The organism is Chitinophaga sancti (assembly GCF_034424315.1).
Classification (GTDB): Bacteria; Bacteroidota; Bacteroidia; order Chitinophagales; family Chitinophagaceae; genus Chitinophaga; species Chitinophaga sancti.
In genome coordinates, this window is record NZ_CP139972.1 from 2,420,224 (window position 1) to 2,437,948 (window position 17,725).

15 protein-coding genes and 1 tRNA gene are annotated in these 17,725 nt (G+C 44.3%); 2 read left to right on the forward strand and 14 right to left on the reverse strand.

The annotated features are described in order from the left end of the window. Positions 1-918: 918 nt before the first annotated feature. The 10 genes from U0033_RS09010 to U0033_RS09050 form a co-directional block, all read right to left on the reverse strand. Positions 919-1,461, reverse strand: a complete 543-nt coding sequence (locus U0033_RS09010; protein ID WP_072365569.1) for a hypothetical protein — start codon at positions 1,459-1,461, stop codon at positions 919-921. A 245-nt stretch (positions 1,462-1,706) separates the two neighbouring features. Next, the gene (locus tag U0033_RS09015; protein ID WP_072365567.1) at positions 1,707-1,910 is read right to left on the reverse strand and encodes a hypothetical protein; all 204 of its coding nucleotides are present in this window, start codon (positions 1,908-1,910) and stop codon (positions 1,707-1,709) included. 871 nt (positions 1,911-2,781) lie between these two features. Further along, a complete protein-coding gene (locus U0033_RS09020) occupies positions 2,782-3,681 on the reverse strand; it encodes a glycosyltransferase family 2 protein (RefSeq protein ID WP_072365563.1) in 900 nt (299 codons plus the stop codon). 117 nt (positions 3,682-3,798) lie between these two features. Further along, the gene (locus tag U0033_RS33270; protein ID WP_072365561.1) at positions 3,799-4,035 is read right to left on the reverse strand and encodes a LytTR family transcriptional regulator DNA-binding domain-containing protein; all 237 of its coding nucleotides are present in this window, start codon (positions 4,033-4,035) and stop codon (positions 3,799-3,801) included. Beyond that, complete coding sequence (locus U0033_RS09025) at positions 3,978-4,544, reverse strand: transposase (protein WP_322518503.1); 567 nt, start codon at positions 4,542-4,544, stop codon at positions 3,978-3,980. Before U0033_RS09025 ends, U0033_RS33270 begins: the two co-directional genes overlap by 58 nt. 371 nt (positions 4,545-4,915) lie before the next feature. Continuing rightward, positions 4,916-5,383, reverse strand: coding sequence for a hypothetical protein (locus U0033_RS09030; RefSeq protein WP_072357058.1), 468 nt, complete (start codon positions 5,381-5,383; stop codon positions 4,916-4,918). 380 nt (positions 5,384-5,763) lie between these two features. Beyond that, the gene (locus U0033_RS09035) at positions 5,764-6,000 is read right to left on the reverse strand and encodes a hypothetical protein (RefSeq protein WP_143150591.1); all 237 of its coding nucleotides are present in this window, start codon (positions 5,998-6,000) and stop codon (positions 5,764-5,766) included. Positions 6,001-6,252: 252 nt separating this feature from the next. After that, positions 6,253-6,325 (reverse strand) — tRNA-Lys (locus tag U0033_RS09040). Between the two features lie 80 nt (positions 6,326-6,405). Beyond that, positions 6,406-8,829, reverse strand: coding sequence for a penicillin acylase family protein (locus U0033_RS09045; protein WP_072357055.1), 2,424 nt, complete (start codon positions 8,827-8,829; stop codon positions 6,406-6,408). Positions 8,830-9,080: 251 nt separating this feature from the next. Further along, positions 9,081-10,190: an aminotransferase class I/II-fold pyridoxal phosphate-dependent enzyme gene (locus tag U0033_RS09050; protein ID WP_072357054.1), complete on the reverse strand. Its 1,110-nt coding sequence runs from the start codon at positions 10,188-10,190 to the stop codon at positions 9,081-9,083. Positions 10,191-10,245: 55 nt separating this feature from the next. Between U0033_RS09050 and miaE the strand changes: the two genes are divergently transcribed. Continuing rightward, the gene (gene miaE, locus U0033_RS09055) at positions 10,246-10,842 is read left to right on the forward strand and encodes a tRNA-(ms[2]io[6]A)-hydroxylase (protein ID WP_072357053.1); all 597 of its coding nucleotides are present in this window, start codon (positions 10,246-10,248) and stop codon (positions 10,840-10,842) included. Positions 10,843-10,871: 29 nt separating this feature from the next. Here miaE and U0033_RS09060 read toward each other — a convergent pair whose 3' ends face one another. Next, positions 10,872-13,112 (reverse strand): patatin-like phospholipase family protein, encoded by a 2,241-nt coding sequence (locus tag U0033_RS09060; RefSeq protein ID WP_083571323.1) that lies wholly within the window; start codon positions 13,110-13,112, stop codon positions 10,872-10,874. A 302-nt stretch (positions 13,113-13,414) separates the two neighbouring features. On the opposite strand from U0033_RS09060, the gene U0033_RS09065 reads away from it, so the two are divergent. Continuing rightward, entirely contained in the window at positions 13,415-14,899 is a 1,485-nt protein-coding gene (locus U0033_RS09065; protein WP_072357051.1) for an MFS transporter, read from the forward strand. 116 nt (positions 14,900-15,015) lie between these two features. On the opposite strand, the gene U0033_RS09070 is transcribed toward U0033_RS09065, so the two are convergent. The 3 genes from U0033_RS09070 to rlmB all read right to left on the reverse strand — a co-directional run bounded on the left by U0033_RS09070 (position 15,016) and on the right by rlmB (position 17,712). Next, entirely contained in the window at positions 15,016-15,993 is a 978-nt protein-coding gene (locus tag U0033_RS09070; protein ID WP_072357050.1) for a GSCFA domain-containing protein, read from the reverse strand. Between the two features lie 4 nt (positions 15,994-15,997). Beyond that, positions 15,998-16,843, reverse strand: a complete 846-nt coding sequence (locus tag U0033_RS09075; protein WP_072357049.1) for a hydroxymethylglutaryl-CoA lyase — start codon at positions 16,841-16,843, stop codon at positions 15,998-16,000. 80 nt (positions 16,844-16,923) lie between these two features. Then, positions 16,924-17,712 carry a 23S rRNA (guanosine(2251)-2'-O)-methyltransferase RlmB gene (rlmB, locus tag U0033_RS09080; protein ID WP_083571322.1) on the reverse strand — a complete coding sequence of 263 codons (789 nt, stop codon included), beginning with the start codon at positions 17,710-17,712 and terminating at the stop codon, positions 16,924-16,926. Positions 17,713-17,725: the final 13 nt, after the last annotated feature.

Genomic DNA, 17,725 nt, shown 5'->3' on the forward strand with positions numbered 1-17,725 from the left:
TATAGGAATTCATCGGTATGCTCTCATTTGAAAACAACTCAAAAAGGTCTCATAGCTTTCAACTTTAGTAACAAAAAAAATTCAGAAAAATCATTGTGCTATTGCAGCATTACCGTAAAATACTGTAACAGCTTTCAACGTGCAGTAAATAATAAAAACGGGAACAGACAGTGGGGCCTGTTTTAACTATATAGCTGCAGGTTTTAAAACGCTACTGACTATCAGCACTTGGGGTCTTCGTCTACTTTAAGTTATGGTGGATTAACCAACGAGTCAGAAGCTTATTCTATTATATTTATTATTCTATGCATACCGTGTACAACGAATAATGGACGTAAAATAAAATAAAATGCCTGACATAACCAAATTTCAAAGCTTTGATTAACATTAATTTCAAATCAGTGTTGTTTAGTTAAGCATATTCATCCTGAAAATAGTTTAAAATAGCTATAGTTATTACTAATTGTGTTTGAGTATATTTCATGTGGGAACTTCAAAACAAACAGATCGATTATTGCGTACGTATCAGAGGAGTTTGTTGGAAGTATTTGTCGAAGAGAATCTACTATCGCTAGCAATGTAAACACCGGAAATCTCCCCATAACTTAAAAGTAATGTCATCAATCAATATTATGAAGTTTTCTAATTTCTGCAACGGCTCCAAATGAATGAACAGAAAACATGTCCTTCACATTTCTATTATCATTGTTCATGTTTATGTGGTTTTAGATTTAAGGCAGTTGATGCTTTAAGAGGAAAATTATCAGACACCAGATACTTTATAAATATTCAGTCTATTACCCTCAATCAAAAACTTATTAAAGGGGTAACTGCGGAGGTTAAAGCTGGTTTAAAGACATGCCTGGCGCACTAAAATGGACAGCTACCTGTAAATTCCGGTAGTTGTCCATTAAACTATTAACGAATTAATTCCAACCAAAGATCATAGTATATATGCACCGCATCATGTATTCGATCTATTGAATCATATGATTTCTTAATAATGGACTTTGGATGTGGCATATATAAGGTGTCCTCATATGCGCATCCAATCATATTAGAAAAATCTGACTTACAAGGTTTAAATCTTGATACGCTAAATTCGTATATGGAATCTTTCTTTATTCCAAAATCATTTGCTGCTTCAGCCAATTGTCTCTTGGTATCAAACACATAAGCAAGAAGCATAGTATCTCCTTTGTAATCAACTACTTTAAAATGCTTAATTGCATAATAATATCGCCTTACACCTATTCTCGTTTTTCTTGCAAAATCATCGTCTAATATTGTCAGCCCCTCTACATTTAAGACTTTTGCATAAACAATCCTAACAGGAGATGACTGGCCTAAAAGATTGATAGAAAATATTAAAAATATAAAAATTAGGAAATAAGCCTTATCATTCATTTTGTTTCCTTTAATGTTGTTGTAATTACTCTTTTCAACTGAATCTGAAATCATATTATTTTCATTTTTCGGATCTACATTTAAAATTATTTTTTACAGGCCCATAGCTTTTATAATGCTGTTTTTTTTCAAAATTAAAATCCCTGATCAAATAATCCGGGGATTTAAATTTACTTAAATGCCTGAGAGTTTTTATAGCCTAACGTTGAAGTCAGATCTCACTATTTAATGATACAGCTCCCTTATATATTAAATGTAGACAAGTTAACGGTTAAAGCATCTTTAAATGTGCCAGAATATTATGGTACCCCTTTCTGTAGGTCGATACCGTCCCCAATGGCTACCGCCTGGTCTTGCAGGAAGTAAGCCAAGAGTTTGATAACTACCGGCCGGTTTATGTCTTCAATGTGAAATTCCGGTCGGTATACGTCCTTCCCGTGTTCTTCCAGCTGCTGCATCAGCTGATAGTAATCATAAGGGCTCTGAATAGCTTTTGTTCTCATTGGTGTGGAGCCTTCCTGCCCTGGTTGATGGTCTGGTAGTGATAGAAAAATTTGCCTGCTTCCATCTCCGGGTAGACGTGGGCGTAAAAAAATGTCTGCACCTGGGATTAGGTAGGGAGAATCCGCGCGGCGCCGGGTGCATTTTCCGCGCGGAGTGCACCCGGATCGAGCTGGGGATTTTTAATTTCATTTTTATATTTTTTTAGAGCGAGAGCCTGTTTACTCTCTCCCGTTTATAATTGTTTATTTGTTTATTATAAAAGCGTCGCAAAATTGCGACTGGTATAGTATCACTTTTGAGACACGACATAGTCGCATTTTTGCGATACGATCCAGTCGCAATTTTGCGACACGGCGTAATATCATTTATGATACAAGTACCGGTATTACTTTTGCGACCAGAAAGGTTGCTGTTCATACCTGATTCAGATCGTTTAAATTCATCAAATAACTGAAGCTGGGTAGTATCGTCATCGCAAGAACAAGGAAATGAACGGATGGTAACGACACCTGGAAGCGTAAGCCTACCCTGTTGATACAAAATATACCCATAGCTATGAAGCTCTTTTATACAGCGGGTATATGTATTCATGGAGCCAATACAGCACAATGCGATGACCTCTTCGCGCAGGATGGGAAAAGATTTTCTAAAGTGATGCTTCGTTTGATGTAGTTTACCTTAATATCCTAAAAGCAGAAAAGCCGCTTAAATCCTACGATTCAAGCGGCTTTAATTTCCTTTGAAATTTCTCTGTGATCCCTATGGTACAAAACTCGAACTTATTTGTCTTTGATCTAAGAAAACTGGCGGAAATTTCTTGATTATTACCACGTGACAAGATACGCTTTTCCCCAGTGTTGTATTTTCATTTTACAATAAACTAAGCACATGCTCATTAAACAGCTTCCGGAGCAGCCTCGTGTTATATATGCCGAAGTTGTCATTATGTTCCACGATGCGTCTGCAAACTGCCACGCAGCAGGCCACTTCCTTTCCGGAAAAGGAAGTAGCATTCCCTTTGAGTAATTCCAGATACACCTTCTGTTCTACAGGCGTCAACCGGATTTTCAACCTTTCCAGCTGGGCTAACCTGATCATATCTGCATATTTTACCTGTTCCCTGTATTTGGCAGATGATATCTGGCTTGCATGTACCCGGTACTGTAGCGGCCTTTCAGCAATATTCAAAACCGGGAACCGGCTGATACGACTATTAACTAGCGCAAAATCAGCCGAATACCTGTAGGTCTCATTATAGAAAAGGCTATGTTTCAACATGGCACTTCTGCGGAACATCAGGGACGGATGAATTGAGTAATTGTTTATAAGAAAATAAACCGCCATTTCAGCACTGGTAACGCAGGGGTAATTGATCCATCCGGTTTTTGCATTATTTTCGTCTATACGGGTACCTTGGGTGCCAATACACCCAATCTTCGAATGACGGTCAAGATACCGCACCTCCGTCATTAGTCGATCGTTCTCGGAAATATCGTCCGCATCCATTACTGCTATGTATTTTCCAGTGGCCATACGCATTCCTACATTTCTGGCGGGATAGTTCCCCTTATTGGCGGGTAATGACACATATTTTATCCGTGAGTCATCGTACGCGCAGACAATATTCCCGGTATTGTCCGAAGATCCATCGTTGATGATGATCAGTTCCAGATCTTGATAGGACTGCGACAGGATACTGCCTATCGCCAGGGAGATATAACGCTCCATGTTATAGCATGGCATCACCACGGATACTAGCTCGTTTTTCATTGTTTTTATTTTTACAATAGCCAGTTTATGAGGTCAACCCGTGTCAGACGGCTGGCTGTTCAGGTGGGATCACCAGGGCGGGAACATGGGGTGGGTCCAAAGGAAAATACAGAAAAATTATGACGCTGTTTTACCGTCTTTAAATCCCAGAAGAGCATAAAAGACATTCCGGTATGTTTCACTGACCGGCAACAATCTTTCTCGGATCATGACCTGGCCACGTTCAATGAACTCTACTTTATCGACGGCTACCATAAATGACTTGTGTATTCTGCATAGTTTTTCACGGGCAACAATTAATTCCAGTTCATTGAAAGTCTGTAAGGTAAGTATCTTCTCCTTTTCCGTATACACACAGCGGTAATCTCATTCAAGCCATTGTTATTACTCTCTCCACCATTCCCATCCTGATCATCCTCACTGCGGGTATCCGCTGTTTTCTCTTCATTCGCTTTGATTAGTCCGGCTTCCTGCAAAATAATCTCATTCAATCTGGACATCACATCTATGCCTAACCGTTTTCTAATACTGACCATCAACGATGCATCAAAGGGAGCCTCCTGTTGAAAACTGCTTAAGCCTACAAAATATTGCAGATATATATTTTCCGTGATCTGCGCTACCACCTCCCGATCATCTATGTTAAGTATATGTTTGATGATCACTGCACCTATTACCATCCGGGCACTCAATGTTGGAGCACCGAAATCTGCCCGCATTTTTTTATAATACACATCCGCCAGTTTGTCCCACGGAATCTTTGCAGCTAGTATAACCCATCGGTTAGTAGTGGATAATTGCTGCGAAAAAGGAGTTGAAAATCCTTCTAAGGTTAACTGTTTTGTAGGAGTGTAACGTATCATTGCTGCATGATTTTGAAGATGAATCTTTCAATATACAAACACTTTCACAGCAAAAAAACACGCCACATCGTATTGATTAACAATGAATTAATACTTATTCAGCAGATCCTACCTAAAACCAAACCGTGGCTTTTCATTCTACCACTTAGATTTAAATTCATATTTGATCTCAGTAGCGTCTTGTTTAAATTAATATAAGTTCTTTGAAACTCTTGATACTCCTTTGAAGTATTGCAGATTCTTGGAGTTTCATTACTTGATAAAACACCAATAAATCAATTACTTGCAAAGAAAGGTGATCAAGATGTCAAAGAACTTTTACATAACCAATTGAAAATCTGGTAGTTTAAACAAGACGCTACTGAGCTCCCCTATATATTAAATGTAGACAGGTTAACGGTTAAAGCATCTTTAAATGTGCCAGAATATTTAGTTTCCAGAACCTTATTGTAAATTTCTTCAAGTAAATCATCACTGCACAATTTTTTTGCTGGAGCTACAACTAAATGATAACGAGGATCTGAATAATTTCTTAAATCTGTTTTATCGTAAGCATATAAACCTCTCTTAGCCATAAAAATAAAGTCCTCCAAATAACGCTCTATTTGCCGGGGTGTTTCAAATTTCATAAAGTCACCTAATTCTGGATTTATAAGGACTTCATTATCTTTAATCTCTGGTAAGGCTCTAAAATAAGCTAAAAGTAATTCATTCCCTTCTGGATCAATTGAGCACGGAACAACTCCTCCTCCTGATGCAAAAACAGCAATCTTATTTTCTATATCAAGAGAAAACCAATCGATATCCTCTCCGCAAAAAGTATCATTTGAATAGTTCACTATTACAATTTATTATTTTACAAGGATAGTATTTCTATTAATTTTGATTATAAATTGCGACTTCCATTGCACCAGGCAATAAAGGTGGCGTAACAATTTTAACTGCCTTTTCATTTACATACATGAACATTGCTTTACAATTATCACACATTGTAATTATCTCTCCTGTTCGCAGCATAATTGCAGGGGTAAATTGTAAGTCTGCCAATCCCTATTTCGGGTATTGAAGAAGCAATTCGTTACCCCCTTGAAACGCTGCACAACAGCCAATTGTATTACCCGATGCAGTCTTAGTTCCGACATCTCTCAATTCATTTGCAGCGGCTTCAAATGTCGCCGCTATTTTACCGGAAACTTTTCCGCTGGCAGCAATCGTACCCTCACCATTTGGCAATCGAAGTCCCGACAACCATTGCCCGGCTTTTCTTTAATGTCTTTAACTCTGCTGCATATTGTTCAACTTCAGTCGCAAGTTCTTGTATTTTACCCGGAGCACGCAATTTTAAAATTGGCAGGCCAAAATTTACCAGCGTATTTAATCCCGGACCCACTCTTTCTTGATAATCAGTAACACCAAGATTATCTAACCTTCTAGCGTTGTTTTTACCATCTGACATTGTAGTATATGTAATTTTAGTGTCATTAAGCATTGCATATGCTAGTCCCGAAAGAATTGCCCATGTATGAGTCGGAGATTTACTACTATTTCAACCAATGGAAAAGGGATGGCTTATTCGGAAAGGTGATGCAGAAGCTGGTTAGAAAAGAACGAAAGCCTCCGAAATCCGGGTTATACAAAAAGAACTCGACTAAACGCTCAACTAAAAAACAAAACCCCGCGACTAGCGCGAGGTTTAAAGGTTTCTCTGTGATCCCGTTGGGACTCGAACCCAAGACCCATACATTAAAAGTGTATTGCTCTACCAACTGAGCTACGGAATCATTCCCTTTCTTCGTGATTGGGAGTGCAAAGATAGGAATTAATTACTTTCTTCCAAATCCAAACACAATTATTTTTTAGATTAATTCAAAATCATCCTGTACTTCACCGCCGGATCCTCCCGCTGGTCGGGCTTAAACAAGTGCAGCAGGTAATACTTCCCATTCACCCAATCCTGCACCGCGTTATCATAATATGGACTCCCCGGATTCCCACTTTCCCCGCCAGGATAGATCCCATAAGCCTCTACAGGATCTCCCATCTGCACGATCATCCTCCATGACGGGCCGTGATTTTCCTTGATACAATTCACTATATGCCTGCCACCGCCTGTATATAAATGATACGCACCAAACGGAACAATACTCCTTGTAATGTGCCGGATGTCAGTACCACGGTAACGCCCCCACTCTAATTTATTTTTCGCCTCCAGCATTTTTGCAGTATCCGCAGCCTTTGCCAGCGCCGCATTCATCAGACCTGAGAAAGTTTCTTTTTCAGGTGTGTTGATGTTGTCTATGAAATGAAATGCGGTATCCTTAATCAATAAATTCAACGTCGTTTTTTCCCAGGGCATCTGGTATACGTCTTCTCCGAACTGTGCCATTTCATCATCCCAGATCGAGCTTTGTAAATTATTCCATACCAGCTGGAACACAGTGGCTGCCTTGCTATCCGGGGTACTCTGCTGATTCCAGTGAAGGAGCAGCTCCCAATATTTTTGTTGCGCTGCTGTCAGTAATGACTTCTGCAAATGCGCCCCGAATACAGGAATGGCGGCTCTTGCCAGCAGGTTAGTGTAGTCATTCTGCAAGGCCATCATATCCTGGATAGTGATCTGGCTGTCTGCTGCCAGCACTTCGTTGATACGTTTACCACGGAACAGGTCATAGCCACCCACGAAATTGTAGGGATAGGTATCATCTGTTGGATTTTGATTGGCAGAGCTAACAAAGCCCCTTGCCGGGTTATGTAAATGTGGTAATTCGTTTTGCGGAATATATCCCTGCCATGCAAAAGTGCTGTCATCTCCCGGTAGGATGAATTTACCCTGGTCTTTCCAGCGCAGGGGATATTTTCCATTATGCCAGATAGCGATATCACCGTCACGCGATGCAAAAGCAAAGTTCTGTGCAGGGCATTGGTAGTCTTTGATGGCAGCCAGGTAATCGTCGTAATTCTTTGCCTTGTTAAGCAGCAGGAAAGTACGCAATTCATTGGAAGGATCATGTGCTTTCCAGCGCATGGCCAGGAACTGGAACTCTTCTTTCTGGTGCTCAGGGAATGTATTATCGTAAGCCACCGGCCCCCATACTGTATAGGCAACTGTATCGTAAAAAGGCTTTTGACCCCTGATCTCAATTTTTTCTATGCGCAGATCGGCATCCCGGTAAGCACCCTTGAATAAATATTGCTTGCGGCCATTGCGGAACTGCAATTTGTAAAAGTCTTTTACATCTTCTTCGCCATTGGTCACGCCCCAGGCAATGTCATTATTGAAACCAATGATAACCCCAGGTGCACCCGGCAATGAAGCGCCATAGGTATTCATTTGTGGGGTATGCAATTGTATTTCATACCACAACGATGGCAGACTCAGACCCAGGTGCGGATCATTACAAAGGATCGGCGCGCCGGAGCGGGTTTTGGAGCCAGCCACGGCCCAGTTGTTACTACCATTGTCAGGGTCAGGTTTTTCTTCCTTAAAATGTTGTAAGACACCTGCCAGTTTGATCATGTTGTCCGGTGGCGCCACTGCTTTCAGAGTTGCTGCATCAAAATGCGTGTTTTTAGGCACGATCGGGTCCAGGCTATCACTGAAATCAGGATACATGAGGTCGAAATCCTTTTTGCTGAATAAATGGCGTGCATTGGTGTATTCAAGATCCTCGGCTTCACCCGCCAGATCGTTTGCCATCAGTTTGAGGAGGATGGCAGATTTCAGCGTTGTCCATTGCTCCGGTTTGTAATCGAGCAGTTTGTATTCTATGGGCAATGATGCCTTGTTCAATGATGCGATATAAGTATTTACACCGGCAGCGTAAGATGCTACTGCTGTTTTGGTAAAAGGATCCTTTTCCATTTCTTTCAAAGCTACCTCTGCACTGTAGATCATACCGCGGCGACGTTGCATCCTGTCATAATCCAGCATTTTAGGGCCTAAGATTTCCGAGAGACGGCCGGAGGCGGCGAAGATCTGCAATTCCATTTGCCAGAGACGATCACGGGCGTGGATGAAACCTTCTATGTAATAAGCATCTGCATCGTTTTCTGCAAAGATGTGAGGTACCATACGGTCATCCAGCCATACTTCGGCCTTGCCGGTAAGTCCGGGGAGGTCGATGGTTTCACTGTAATTTTTGCTGATGGGGGTAGCGTTTTGCCAGAAACCTTCCTGTGGACTGAGTAGCGGTCCTACGGGAGGCAGGGCGCCCCATTTTTGAGACAAAGCGAATATTAATACGGCGGTTATTCCGGTCGAAATGGCGAATGGTAGAATTCTCATAGCAAGGAAGTGATTGGCTAATATACAGAATTCTGATCGCAGGGAGGGTGAAAGAGGTAAAAAAGTGGTCTCCGGGGGAAATAAACTGCCTATAACCTGCTCATATCCCGCAGATATTCCGCCTCTTTAAAGATGCGGGATAAAGGCGGCTTATAGGCGGGATATCTGCGGGTTATCTGCGGGTTATCTCCCTTAAAAAGCAAAAATTAAGACCGGGGAAACCGGTCTACTTTGAGAATTTAACACCCTCCTTACTTCGTTAAAACGGAAATACACCTATCTACCTCCTCCTCCGTATTGAAACTATGCAGTACAATCCGCAGCCGTTCCTTCCCTTTTGGCACCGTAGGATGTAATATTGCCCTGATATCCAGGCCTTCGCCCTGCAGCCTTTCCGCCAATGCACGGGTAGCCGCATTTCCAGGGCTCAAAACGACCTGGATAGGCGTTTCACTGGGCAAGGTATCCAGGGCCGCCACTCCCCTCCGGAATCGGGCGATTAAGGCCGATAAATGCCCCCTCGCCTCCTGCATATAAGGAAACAAATCGTAACTGGCCATGATAGCCGCCATCGCAGTAGGAGGCAGGGCTGTAGTATAAATAAATGATCGGGAAAAATTGATCAGGAAATCGCGTAAATGCCTGGAACCCAGCACCACCGCACCATGGCAACCCACTGCTTTGCCAAAAGTATGCACCCTGGCAAAACAGGCCCCCTCCAAACCCAGGTGCTGTACCAGGCCCTCTCCTTTGGCCCCCACCACCCCGGTAGCATGTGCCTCATCTACGATCAGGTGCGCCCCTGCCCTTTCACAAATGGTCGCTATCGCCCCCAAAGGAGCAAAATCACCATCCATAGAATATACTGATTCCACCGCCACAAATACATTTCCACTGCCATTGGCCAGTTTCTTCTCCAGGTCCTGGGGGTCATTATGCAAAAATGAAAATGCCTGTGCCCTGGAAAGACGCATCCCATCACGGATACTTGCGTGGATCAGGGAATCATAGATGATCGTATCTCCTTTTTGGGGCACCGCACTCAATAAACCCAGGTTAGCATCATAACCTGAATTATACACCAGGCCCGCTTCACTTTGATGAAATGCTGCCAGCATACTTTCCGTTTCCTCTACCCAGGGGTAATTGCCCGCCAGCAGGCGGGATCCCGTACTTCCATGTGCAAAAGGCCGTGCTGCCAATAGATTGTGCACCGCTTCCTGCATAGCCATGCTCTTTGCCAGGCCCAGGTAATCATTGGAACAAAAGTCAACCATACCAGGTGCCGGCAGGCGTAATTGCCGGAAGGCCTGTTGTGCTTTGCGTGCTTCGAGTTGCGCTAAAAGAAAATCTTCTTTCATCTTTCAAAGCTAAGTAACTTTGTGGACGATCATTAATGAATAGCAAATAACGCGCATGAGTAAAGTATCTATCCTTGGTTTGCATCTTCCCTCTGACCCACGATGGGTGAACCTGGCCGAAATTTCCCTGGAAGAAGTATTGACAGACCATGCTTTTTGTGAGCAAAAAGCAGCGACTTCCTGTATTTCTTTGATTCAGCGTTACCCACACAGAGATAGATTGGTACAGGAGTTGGCGCCGATTGTAACGGAGGAATGGGGGCATTTCAGGCAGGTACTGGCAGAGATGCGGAAACGCGGGTTCCAGTTAGGCAAACAACGAAAGGATCTATACGTAAATGAGCTGATGCTGCACCAGCTTAAAGGTGGAGATCCGGATACTGTTTTCCTGGATCGCCTGCTGACCTTTGCGCTGATTGAAGCACGTAGTTGCGAGCGGTTCAGGTTATTGAGTGAAGGCCTGGACGATGAGTACCTGCGTGAGTTTTATCGGAAATTTATGATTTCAGAAGCGGGGCATTATCGTTTGTTTATAGACCTGGCGAATGAGTATTTACCAGAAGAAAAGGTAAGGACCAGGTGGCAGGAATGGCTGACGATTGAAGCGGGTATTATGGATAAGATGGAAGTGAGAGGCGATCGGATCCATTAATATTTAGTGCCTGCAATTATTATTACGAACTAAAAATTAAACCCAATATTCACATAAAAACGCAATCGCCCATCCTGGTCGCAATACATCATCGTAGCTTCTATCGGCCCCATGAATGTTGCGTACCCGGTGGAAATTCCGTAGCCACTCAGGTATTTATACCGATCTTCAACATTGCCCATAAAATCATATACCGCAGCTCCTATCCTGGGAGTGGTAAAAATATTTTTCGCCACTTCATACTGGTAAGCCAGTTGAAAGGTTAATGCAGAAGATGTACTCACCTCCCCTTCCAGTATCCCTACAAAGGGCAACTGGTTCCGCATTACATTCGCCAGGCCACCGATCTGAAATGCATTGATCGGCCCCTGCATGTGATTGAAGTTTACCCCGCCGCCAGCCTGAATCTGCAGCGCACCCTTTTTCCCAAACGGAATATGATACTTTGCCTGCAACATTGCACGCTGGTATTCCGCAAAGTTGAACTCCGTAGAATCAAACGGTTGCTGTATACCATCGCGGAACACCCTGAAACCAGGGTTTTCATTGTATATCCAACCTGCTTCAAATTGCAGATCCATTCCCCTGCGCGGATAAACTTTTTGATCCAGGGAATTCATACCCGCATAAAAATAGCTGTTCAACTGCGTACTATTACCACGAATCTCCTGTTCATTTACATAGCGGGGATTTAGGTTCAAAAATTCCCATTTGGTACCGATACCGACTGCCATAATACTGTTCAATGTGTACTGAAAATGAATATCCGTACTCAAATATTTACTTTGAAAATCCTGCTTTGCTTTCAGGTCTTCATAATATGTCATGGTGTTGTATTCAAAGTAAAAACCCAGTCCTACACCAAAGTTGCGGTCATGCCCGGTATATTTAAAATACTCTGCCTGTATCCGCGGGTTCTCACTGACAGCAACGGACACGAATGCACGGGAATTAGGAACAATAAAGTTACGCTGCGTAATATTTACTATGGCGCTGGCATTCGTAAAACTGTTATAAGTCAGCGCGAATTTTACATAGCTAAGCGGATTCTCCTCCGCATTCACTTTCATGATGGTCTGACGATTGCTATCAGGCACAAGATCATAGGTGATCATTTTATAGAAGCGGGTACCGAACACATTCAGTACTGCTTCTTTAATATCCCGTGATGTATAGCAGCCACCGGTTTTGAGCCCAAGCCTTCCTAAAAAGAATTTCTCATCTGAATGTTTAAGACCATTCACCTGGATGGCTGTCAGTTCGATATCAGCGGTAAATGGCAGGCGGTTCTTTTCGAAGGGAGGTAATGGGTACAGCGCCTGCAGCGAATCTGCCAGGTGTTTGAAGATGGGATACATCTCCCGGCCTTTGCGTTTCCCGATTTCTATAATGGAATCAACGCTGCCAAAGCTGGCAGCACTATAGGTTCCCATTTTATGCTGTATGAAGATATCGCAGAGCTGACGTTCGTCTTTGAAGTCATCTGCATCTTTATAAAAGCCAAGTTGCTGAATGACATCCAGTGGTGTCTGTAACTGGTCTGCTTTACGGAGCCCTTCAGACACGTTGGAACCGATCACAATGTCGGCCCCCATTTCCTTGGCCGTGATAACAGGGAAGTTCCTTACCACACCTCCATCCACCAATTTACGATCCCCGATATTGATGGCTGTAAAGATAGATGGAATGGCCATGCTGGCACGGATCGCGGTCACTACATCACCGGTATCGAGGGTGACAATAGCCCCATTTGAGACATCTGTGGCAATACATTTAAAGGGAATATTGAACTGGGAGAAATCTCTCACCCCATTGGCCGGCCAGCACATGCGGGCGAGTTCCAGCCATAGTTGTTCGCCGGAGATAACGCCGGATGCAAGCTTAGGCTTGCCATATTCAAAAGGGATTTCGATGATGTATTTATTATACTCTTTCTTTTCTTCGTAAGAGATGGCTGTGAGCTGGGGTTGATTGGTGAAGAGGTTGTTCCAGTCAAGCTCCCTGGCCATTTTCTCAATGGCCGCGCCGGAATAGCCCATGGAATAAAGGGCACCTACGATGCTGCCCATGCTGGTGCCGGTGAGGTAGTCTACTTTCAGTCCTGCGCTGTCGATGGCTTCGAGGATGCCGATGTGGGCAAGGCCTTTGGCGCCGCCTCCGCTGAGGGTGAGCCCGATTTTAGGACGGACGGCCCCAGACTGCTGTGCAAAGATGACGGCAGGCAATAAAATGATCCCTAACCAACAAACCAAAACCCTTCTGATACGCATATATCTTGACTGTGTAAACCCTTATCAGACCCGAAGGTAACTGAATAAGATTAAATAAAAAGTGACTTTAACCCATGGAAGGTTGTCGTTTAACCATACTGCGGATCGTAGGCCCGCTGAGCTGCGCTCATAGGCCTGCAGGTAAAGTATTTTGCTTTATAAATGTTAAAAAACACGACAACGCTGCTTAAAATCTACGGCATAAGTACGTTTTCTAAAAATATAATATTTGCGTTTTTTTTATTATTTTATACAACTATTTGTAGCATTTTCAACTATTAGGACTACATATATTCTCACGTATGAATAAACACACGACCGCGCACAACATCTGGCAGGTGATCCTGGCTTCGTCGGCTGGCACCCTGATAGAATGGTATGATTTCTACATCTTTGGCAGCCTGTCTGCAATTATTGCTGAAAAGTTTTTTCCTCCCAGCAATCCTGATCTCGCTTACATTATGACACTCGCCACTTTTGCGGTGGGATTTGTAGTCAGGCCTTTTGGGGCGATTGTGTTTGGAAGGTTGGGGGATATTGTCGGGAGGAAGTACACTTTTTTACTCACACTACTCATTATGGGAGGGTCTACGTTTGCAATAGGCCTGGTACCGGGGTATGCAAGTATTGGTGTCCTGGCACCCATTATCGTTTTGTTGCTAAGACTGTTACAGGGCCTGGCCCTGGGTGGTGAGTACGGAGGAGCAGCTACTTACGTGGCAGAGCATTCGGCGCATGATAAGCGGGGATATTATACCAGTTTTATACAGACGACGGCTACTTTAGGCTTGTTTGTATCGCTGGCGGTGATATTGATTACCAGGAGCAGCATGACGACGGAGCAGTTTAGTGACTGGGGATGGCGCGTGCCGTTCTGGTTGTCGATATTGCTGGTGCTGATGTCTTATTATATCAGGATCAGGTTGCAGGAGTCGCCGGAATTTGCGCAGCTGAAAGCAGAGGGCAAGACGGCAAAGAACCCGATCAAAGAGAGTTTTGGTAAGAAGGAGAACCTGAAAGTGGTGTTGCTGGCGCTGTTCGGCGCGGCTATGGGGCAAGGGGTGATCTGGTATACGGGGCAGTTTTATGCTTTGTCGTTTTTGCAAAAGACGATGAATATTGAGTTTGTGCAGTCGAATATTATTATCGCGGTGGCCCTGGTGCTGGGTACTCCTTTCTTTATATATTTTGGCCGCTTGTCAGATAAGATCGGGCGGAAGAAGATTATGATGACGGGAATGCTGATTGCAGCGCTGGCGTATTACCCGATTTATGCAAGAATGGACCAGATCGGGAATTTGAGTTTGAAAACAGAGCTGAAGGCAAAGTATACGATAGAGAATACGATGTCGCGGAATAGTAAGATGCAGAATGTGGAGAAGACCGTGCGAACGAGGGTGTATGATGACGAGACGAAGGCAAGGGAAGTGGTGATGAATACGGATGGGAAGGAGGAAAAGAAAATAGAGGTGGTAGTGGGGATGAGTGGGTTGATACAACTGGTGTTGCTGGTGTGGGTGCAGGTGCTGTTTGTGACGATGGTGTATGGGCCGATAGCGGCGTTTTTGGTGGAATTGTTCCCGGCGAGGATCAGGTATACTTCGATGAGTTTGCCTTATCATTTGGGGAATGGGGTGTTTGGAGGCTTATTGCCGACGGTGGCGACGATATTGGTGACGGAGACGCATAATCATTTGGCGGGCCTGGTGTACCCGATTGGGGTGGCGGTGATTTGCTTTGTGATTGGGGTGGTATTTATTAAGGATAGTATGATATCGAAGGAATAAATGGGCAAAAATTTGAGAGAATTACTTCGTAATTCTCTCAAATTTTTGCGGGGTTCGGTTCCGGGTCTGACGACCCGGAGCCGAAGATGCCCTGAATCGAGGATACCCCGAACTGCTTACTTCAATTGAGTAGTAAACTTTTTCAGCAAATCCCCGAGTGGTAAATCAGGATATTGCTGCATCAGTTGTTTTCCCTTATTGATATAATTTTGTACAAATTGCTGATGCTGTGCAGACGCCGGGTTGAATGGACGATGCGCTGCGGCCCTGTTCAATTCAGTCAGCTGGTTGAATAAGTTCTTATCAGGCAAACCTGCATTAATGAAATGCTCCCATACATAATCAATCGCCATCTCATTCGGATGAACCAGGTCTTCCTTATAAAACCGATAATCCCTCAGGTCATCCACCACCAACTCATACGCAGGGAAATAAAACAGGCGGTCAAATTTATTGACCATATGATGTACTGCCTGTAAGAGGATCGCTTTGCTCAAATTATTCTCCACGACCCCATCTCTCACATATCTCACCGGGCTTATCGTAAACAGGATCTTCACTTTCCTGTTCCTGAAAAACAAGCGATGCATGGCATTGTCTATCGCCGAAATAATATCCTGTGCGGTCAGCATTTTTTTATAAAAAGCCGATGCAGGTACTTTATGACAATTCCCCACTACCTTCCCGGTTTCCTGTAAAGTATAGGTATGCGCAGAACCTAAAGTGATCATTAACCAATCGGCTTCTTCCAGTCTTTTAGCAGCCAGGGCTTGTTGGGCATTGATGCCCGCCACCACCTCATCAGGGTTCAGTCCCGAAAAACGGCTGTGATGATCCCAGCTATGCCACAGATCCCCCTGCTGAAAGAGATCATCATGGGTATACACTTTATTATCCAGGTAGCTGTGAATCGACTGTATGATACTGATAGGATTGTAGAGGATGCCATGCGGATTGACGAGGGCATCGAAATAATGTTCCTGCAGGCGTGCTCCTATTTCTTCTGCAAAGCAGGAACCCATGAGCAATAAACGATCTGAATATTGCAACGGCGCCGAAAAAGGCGTAACCGGAAATGTAAGGCGAAAATTCATGGTACTAATAAAAAATACGATCTGCTATGCGCTGGGCGGTTTGCAAGGCTTCCAGGTCCAGCTGCAAAGGCTCATGCTCTTTCAGGCAGAATTCCAGCAGGCGCTCTGTAGCGAGATTGCCTACCAGTTCATCTTTGGCCATCGGACAGCCCCCGATCCCTTTGATAGCGCTATCAAATCTGCGACATCCTTCTGCATAGGCAGCGGCCACCTTCTCTTCCCAGTTGTGGGGAGCGGAATGGAAATGGGCGCCGAACTCCACTACAGGATGCGCTTTTATGAGTGTGGAAAATAGTTGTGAAATGGTGGCAGGTGTGGCTACCCCTACAGTATCTGCGAGTGAAATGGTAACGATGTCCATTTCGACCAGTTCCTGTACCCATTCCAGTGCGATAGATGCATCGTAAGGGTCACCATATGGATTGCCAAAACCCATAGAAATGTAGATGACGAGTTGCTTGCTGTTTTTGATACAGAGCTCCTGCATGGTATCTACGAGTTCCAGGGAGTCGGCAATGGTTTTGTTGGTATTGCGAAGCTGAAATGTTTCTGAGATGGAGAAGGGGTATCCCAGGTAAGCGATTTCTTCATGCACCATGGCTTCTTCAGCTCCCCGCTGGTTGGCGACAATAGCTAGCAGGCGGCTTTTGGTGTTGGAGAGGTCCAGTTGTGACAGGACTTCTTTTGTATCGGCCATTTGTGGAATGGCTTTGGGGGATACGAAGCTGCCGAAGTCTATCGTGTTAAAACCAACGCGTAGCAGGGCGTTCAGGTAGGATACCTTATCGGCGGTATCGATGGACCTGTGCCAGCCTTGCATCGCGTCGCGGGGGCATTCAATAAGTTTCATGATGGATGATGTTATGTAAGTGAGCCATTTTTACTGAATTCCCCACGTTATGCGTGGGGAGATTCAGTAAAAAACTAAGTTTAGAAACCTCGCTGCTTCATCGCTTCATACAGGATAATCCCTGCCGCCACAGATACATTAAAAGATTCAAAATTGCCACTCATTGGAATACGGAACTGAACGTCTGTCGCCTTCAGGAGGGCGGGATACACGCCTTTATCTTCCGATCCCATGATCACTGCTACCGGTTCATTCAGGGGCAGGTCATAGAGTTTGGTGGCTGCTTCCATTTCGCTGGCTACGACCTTAATACCATTCAGGTGTAAGGTATCGATCGCTTTCAGGAGGCTATTTACACGGCAAATGGAGATCTTATCCAATGCGCCGGCGGAAGATTTGATGGCTTCTTCGTTGAGCGCCGCAATACCTTTGTCAGGAATGATGATAGCCTGTGCGCCGCAGCATACTGCACTACGGGCTATGGCGCCAATGTTCCTGACATCTGTAATACCATCCAGGATGAGAAACAGGGGTGTTTCGCCCGAGTCGGTCACGTGAGAAATTACATCCTGCAGGTCAAGGTAGCTGACATGCCCGGTAATAGCTATGCAACCCTGGTGATTTGCCTGGGTAAGGCCGTTCAGCTTTTCATTTGGCACCAGGTTGATGGGAATATTGTATTGTGTGGCCAGGCTTCTGATCTGGGGGATAATATCCCCGCTGGCAGTGCGTAACAGGTAAATGCGCTCAATGGCTTTCCCGGCCTGAATGGCCTCTACTACCGGCTGACGCCCTATTACCATGGCCGAGGCCTTTGGCCTGGGCGCATGCTGCCGGAAACCGGCAGGCTTATGTCTTCTGTGTTCCATTGCCGCAAAGATA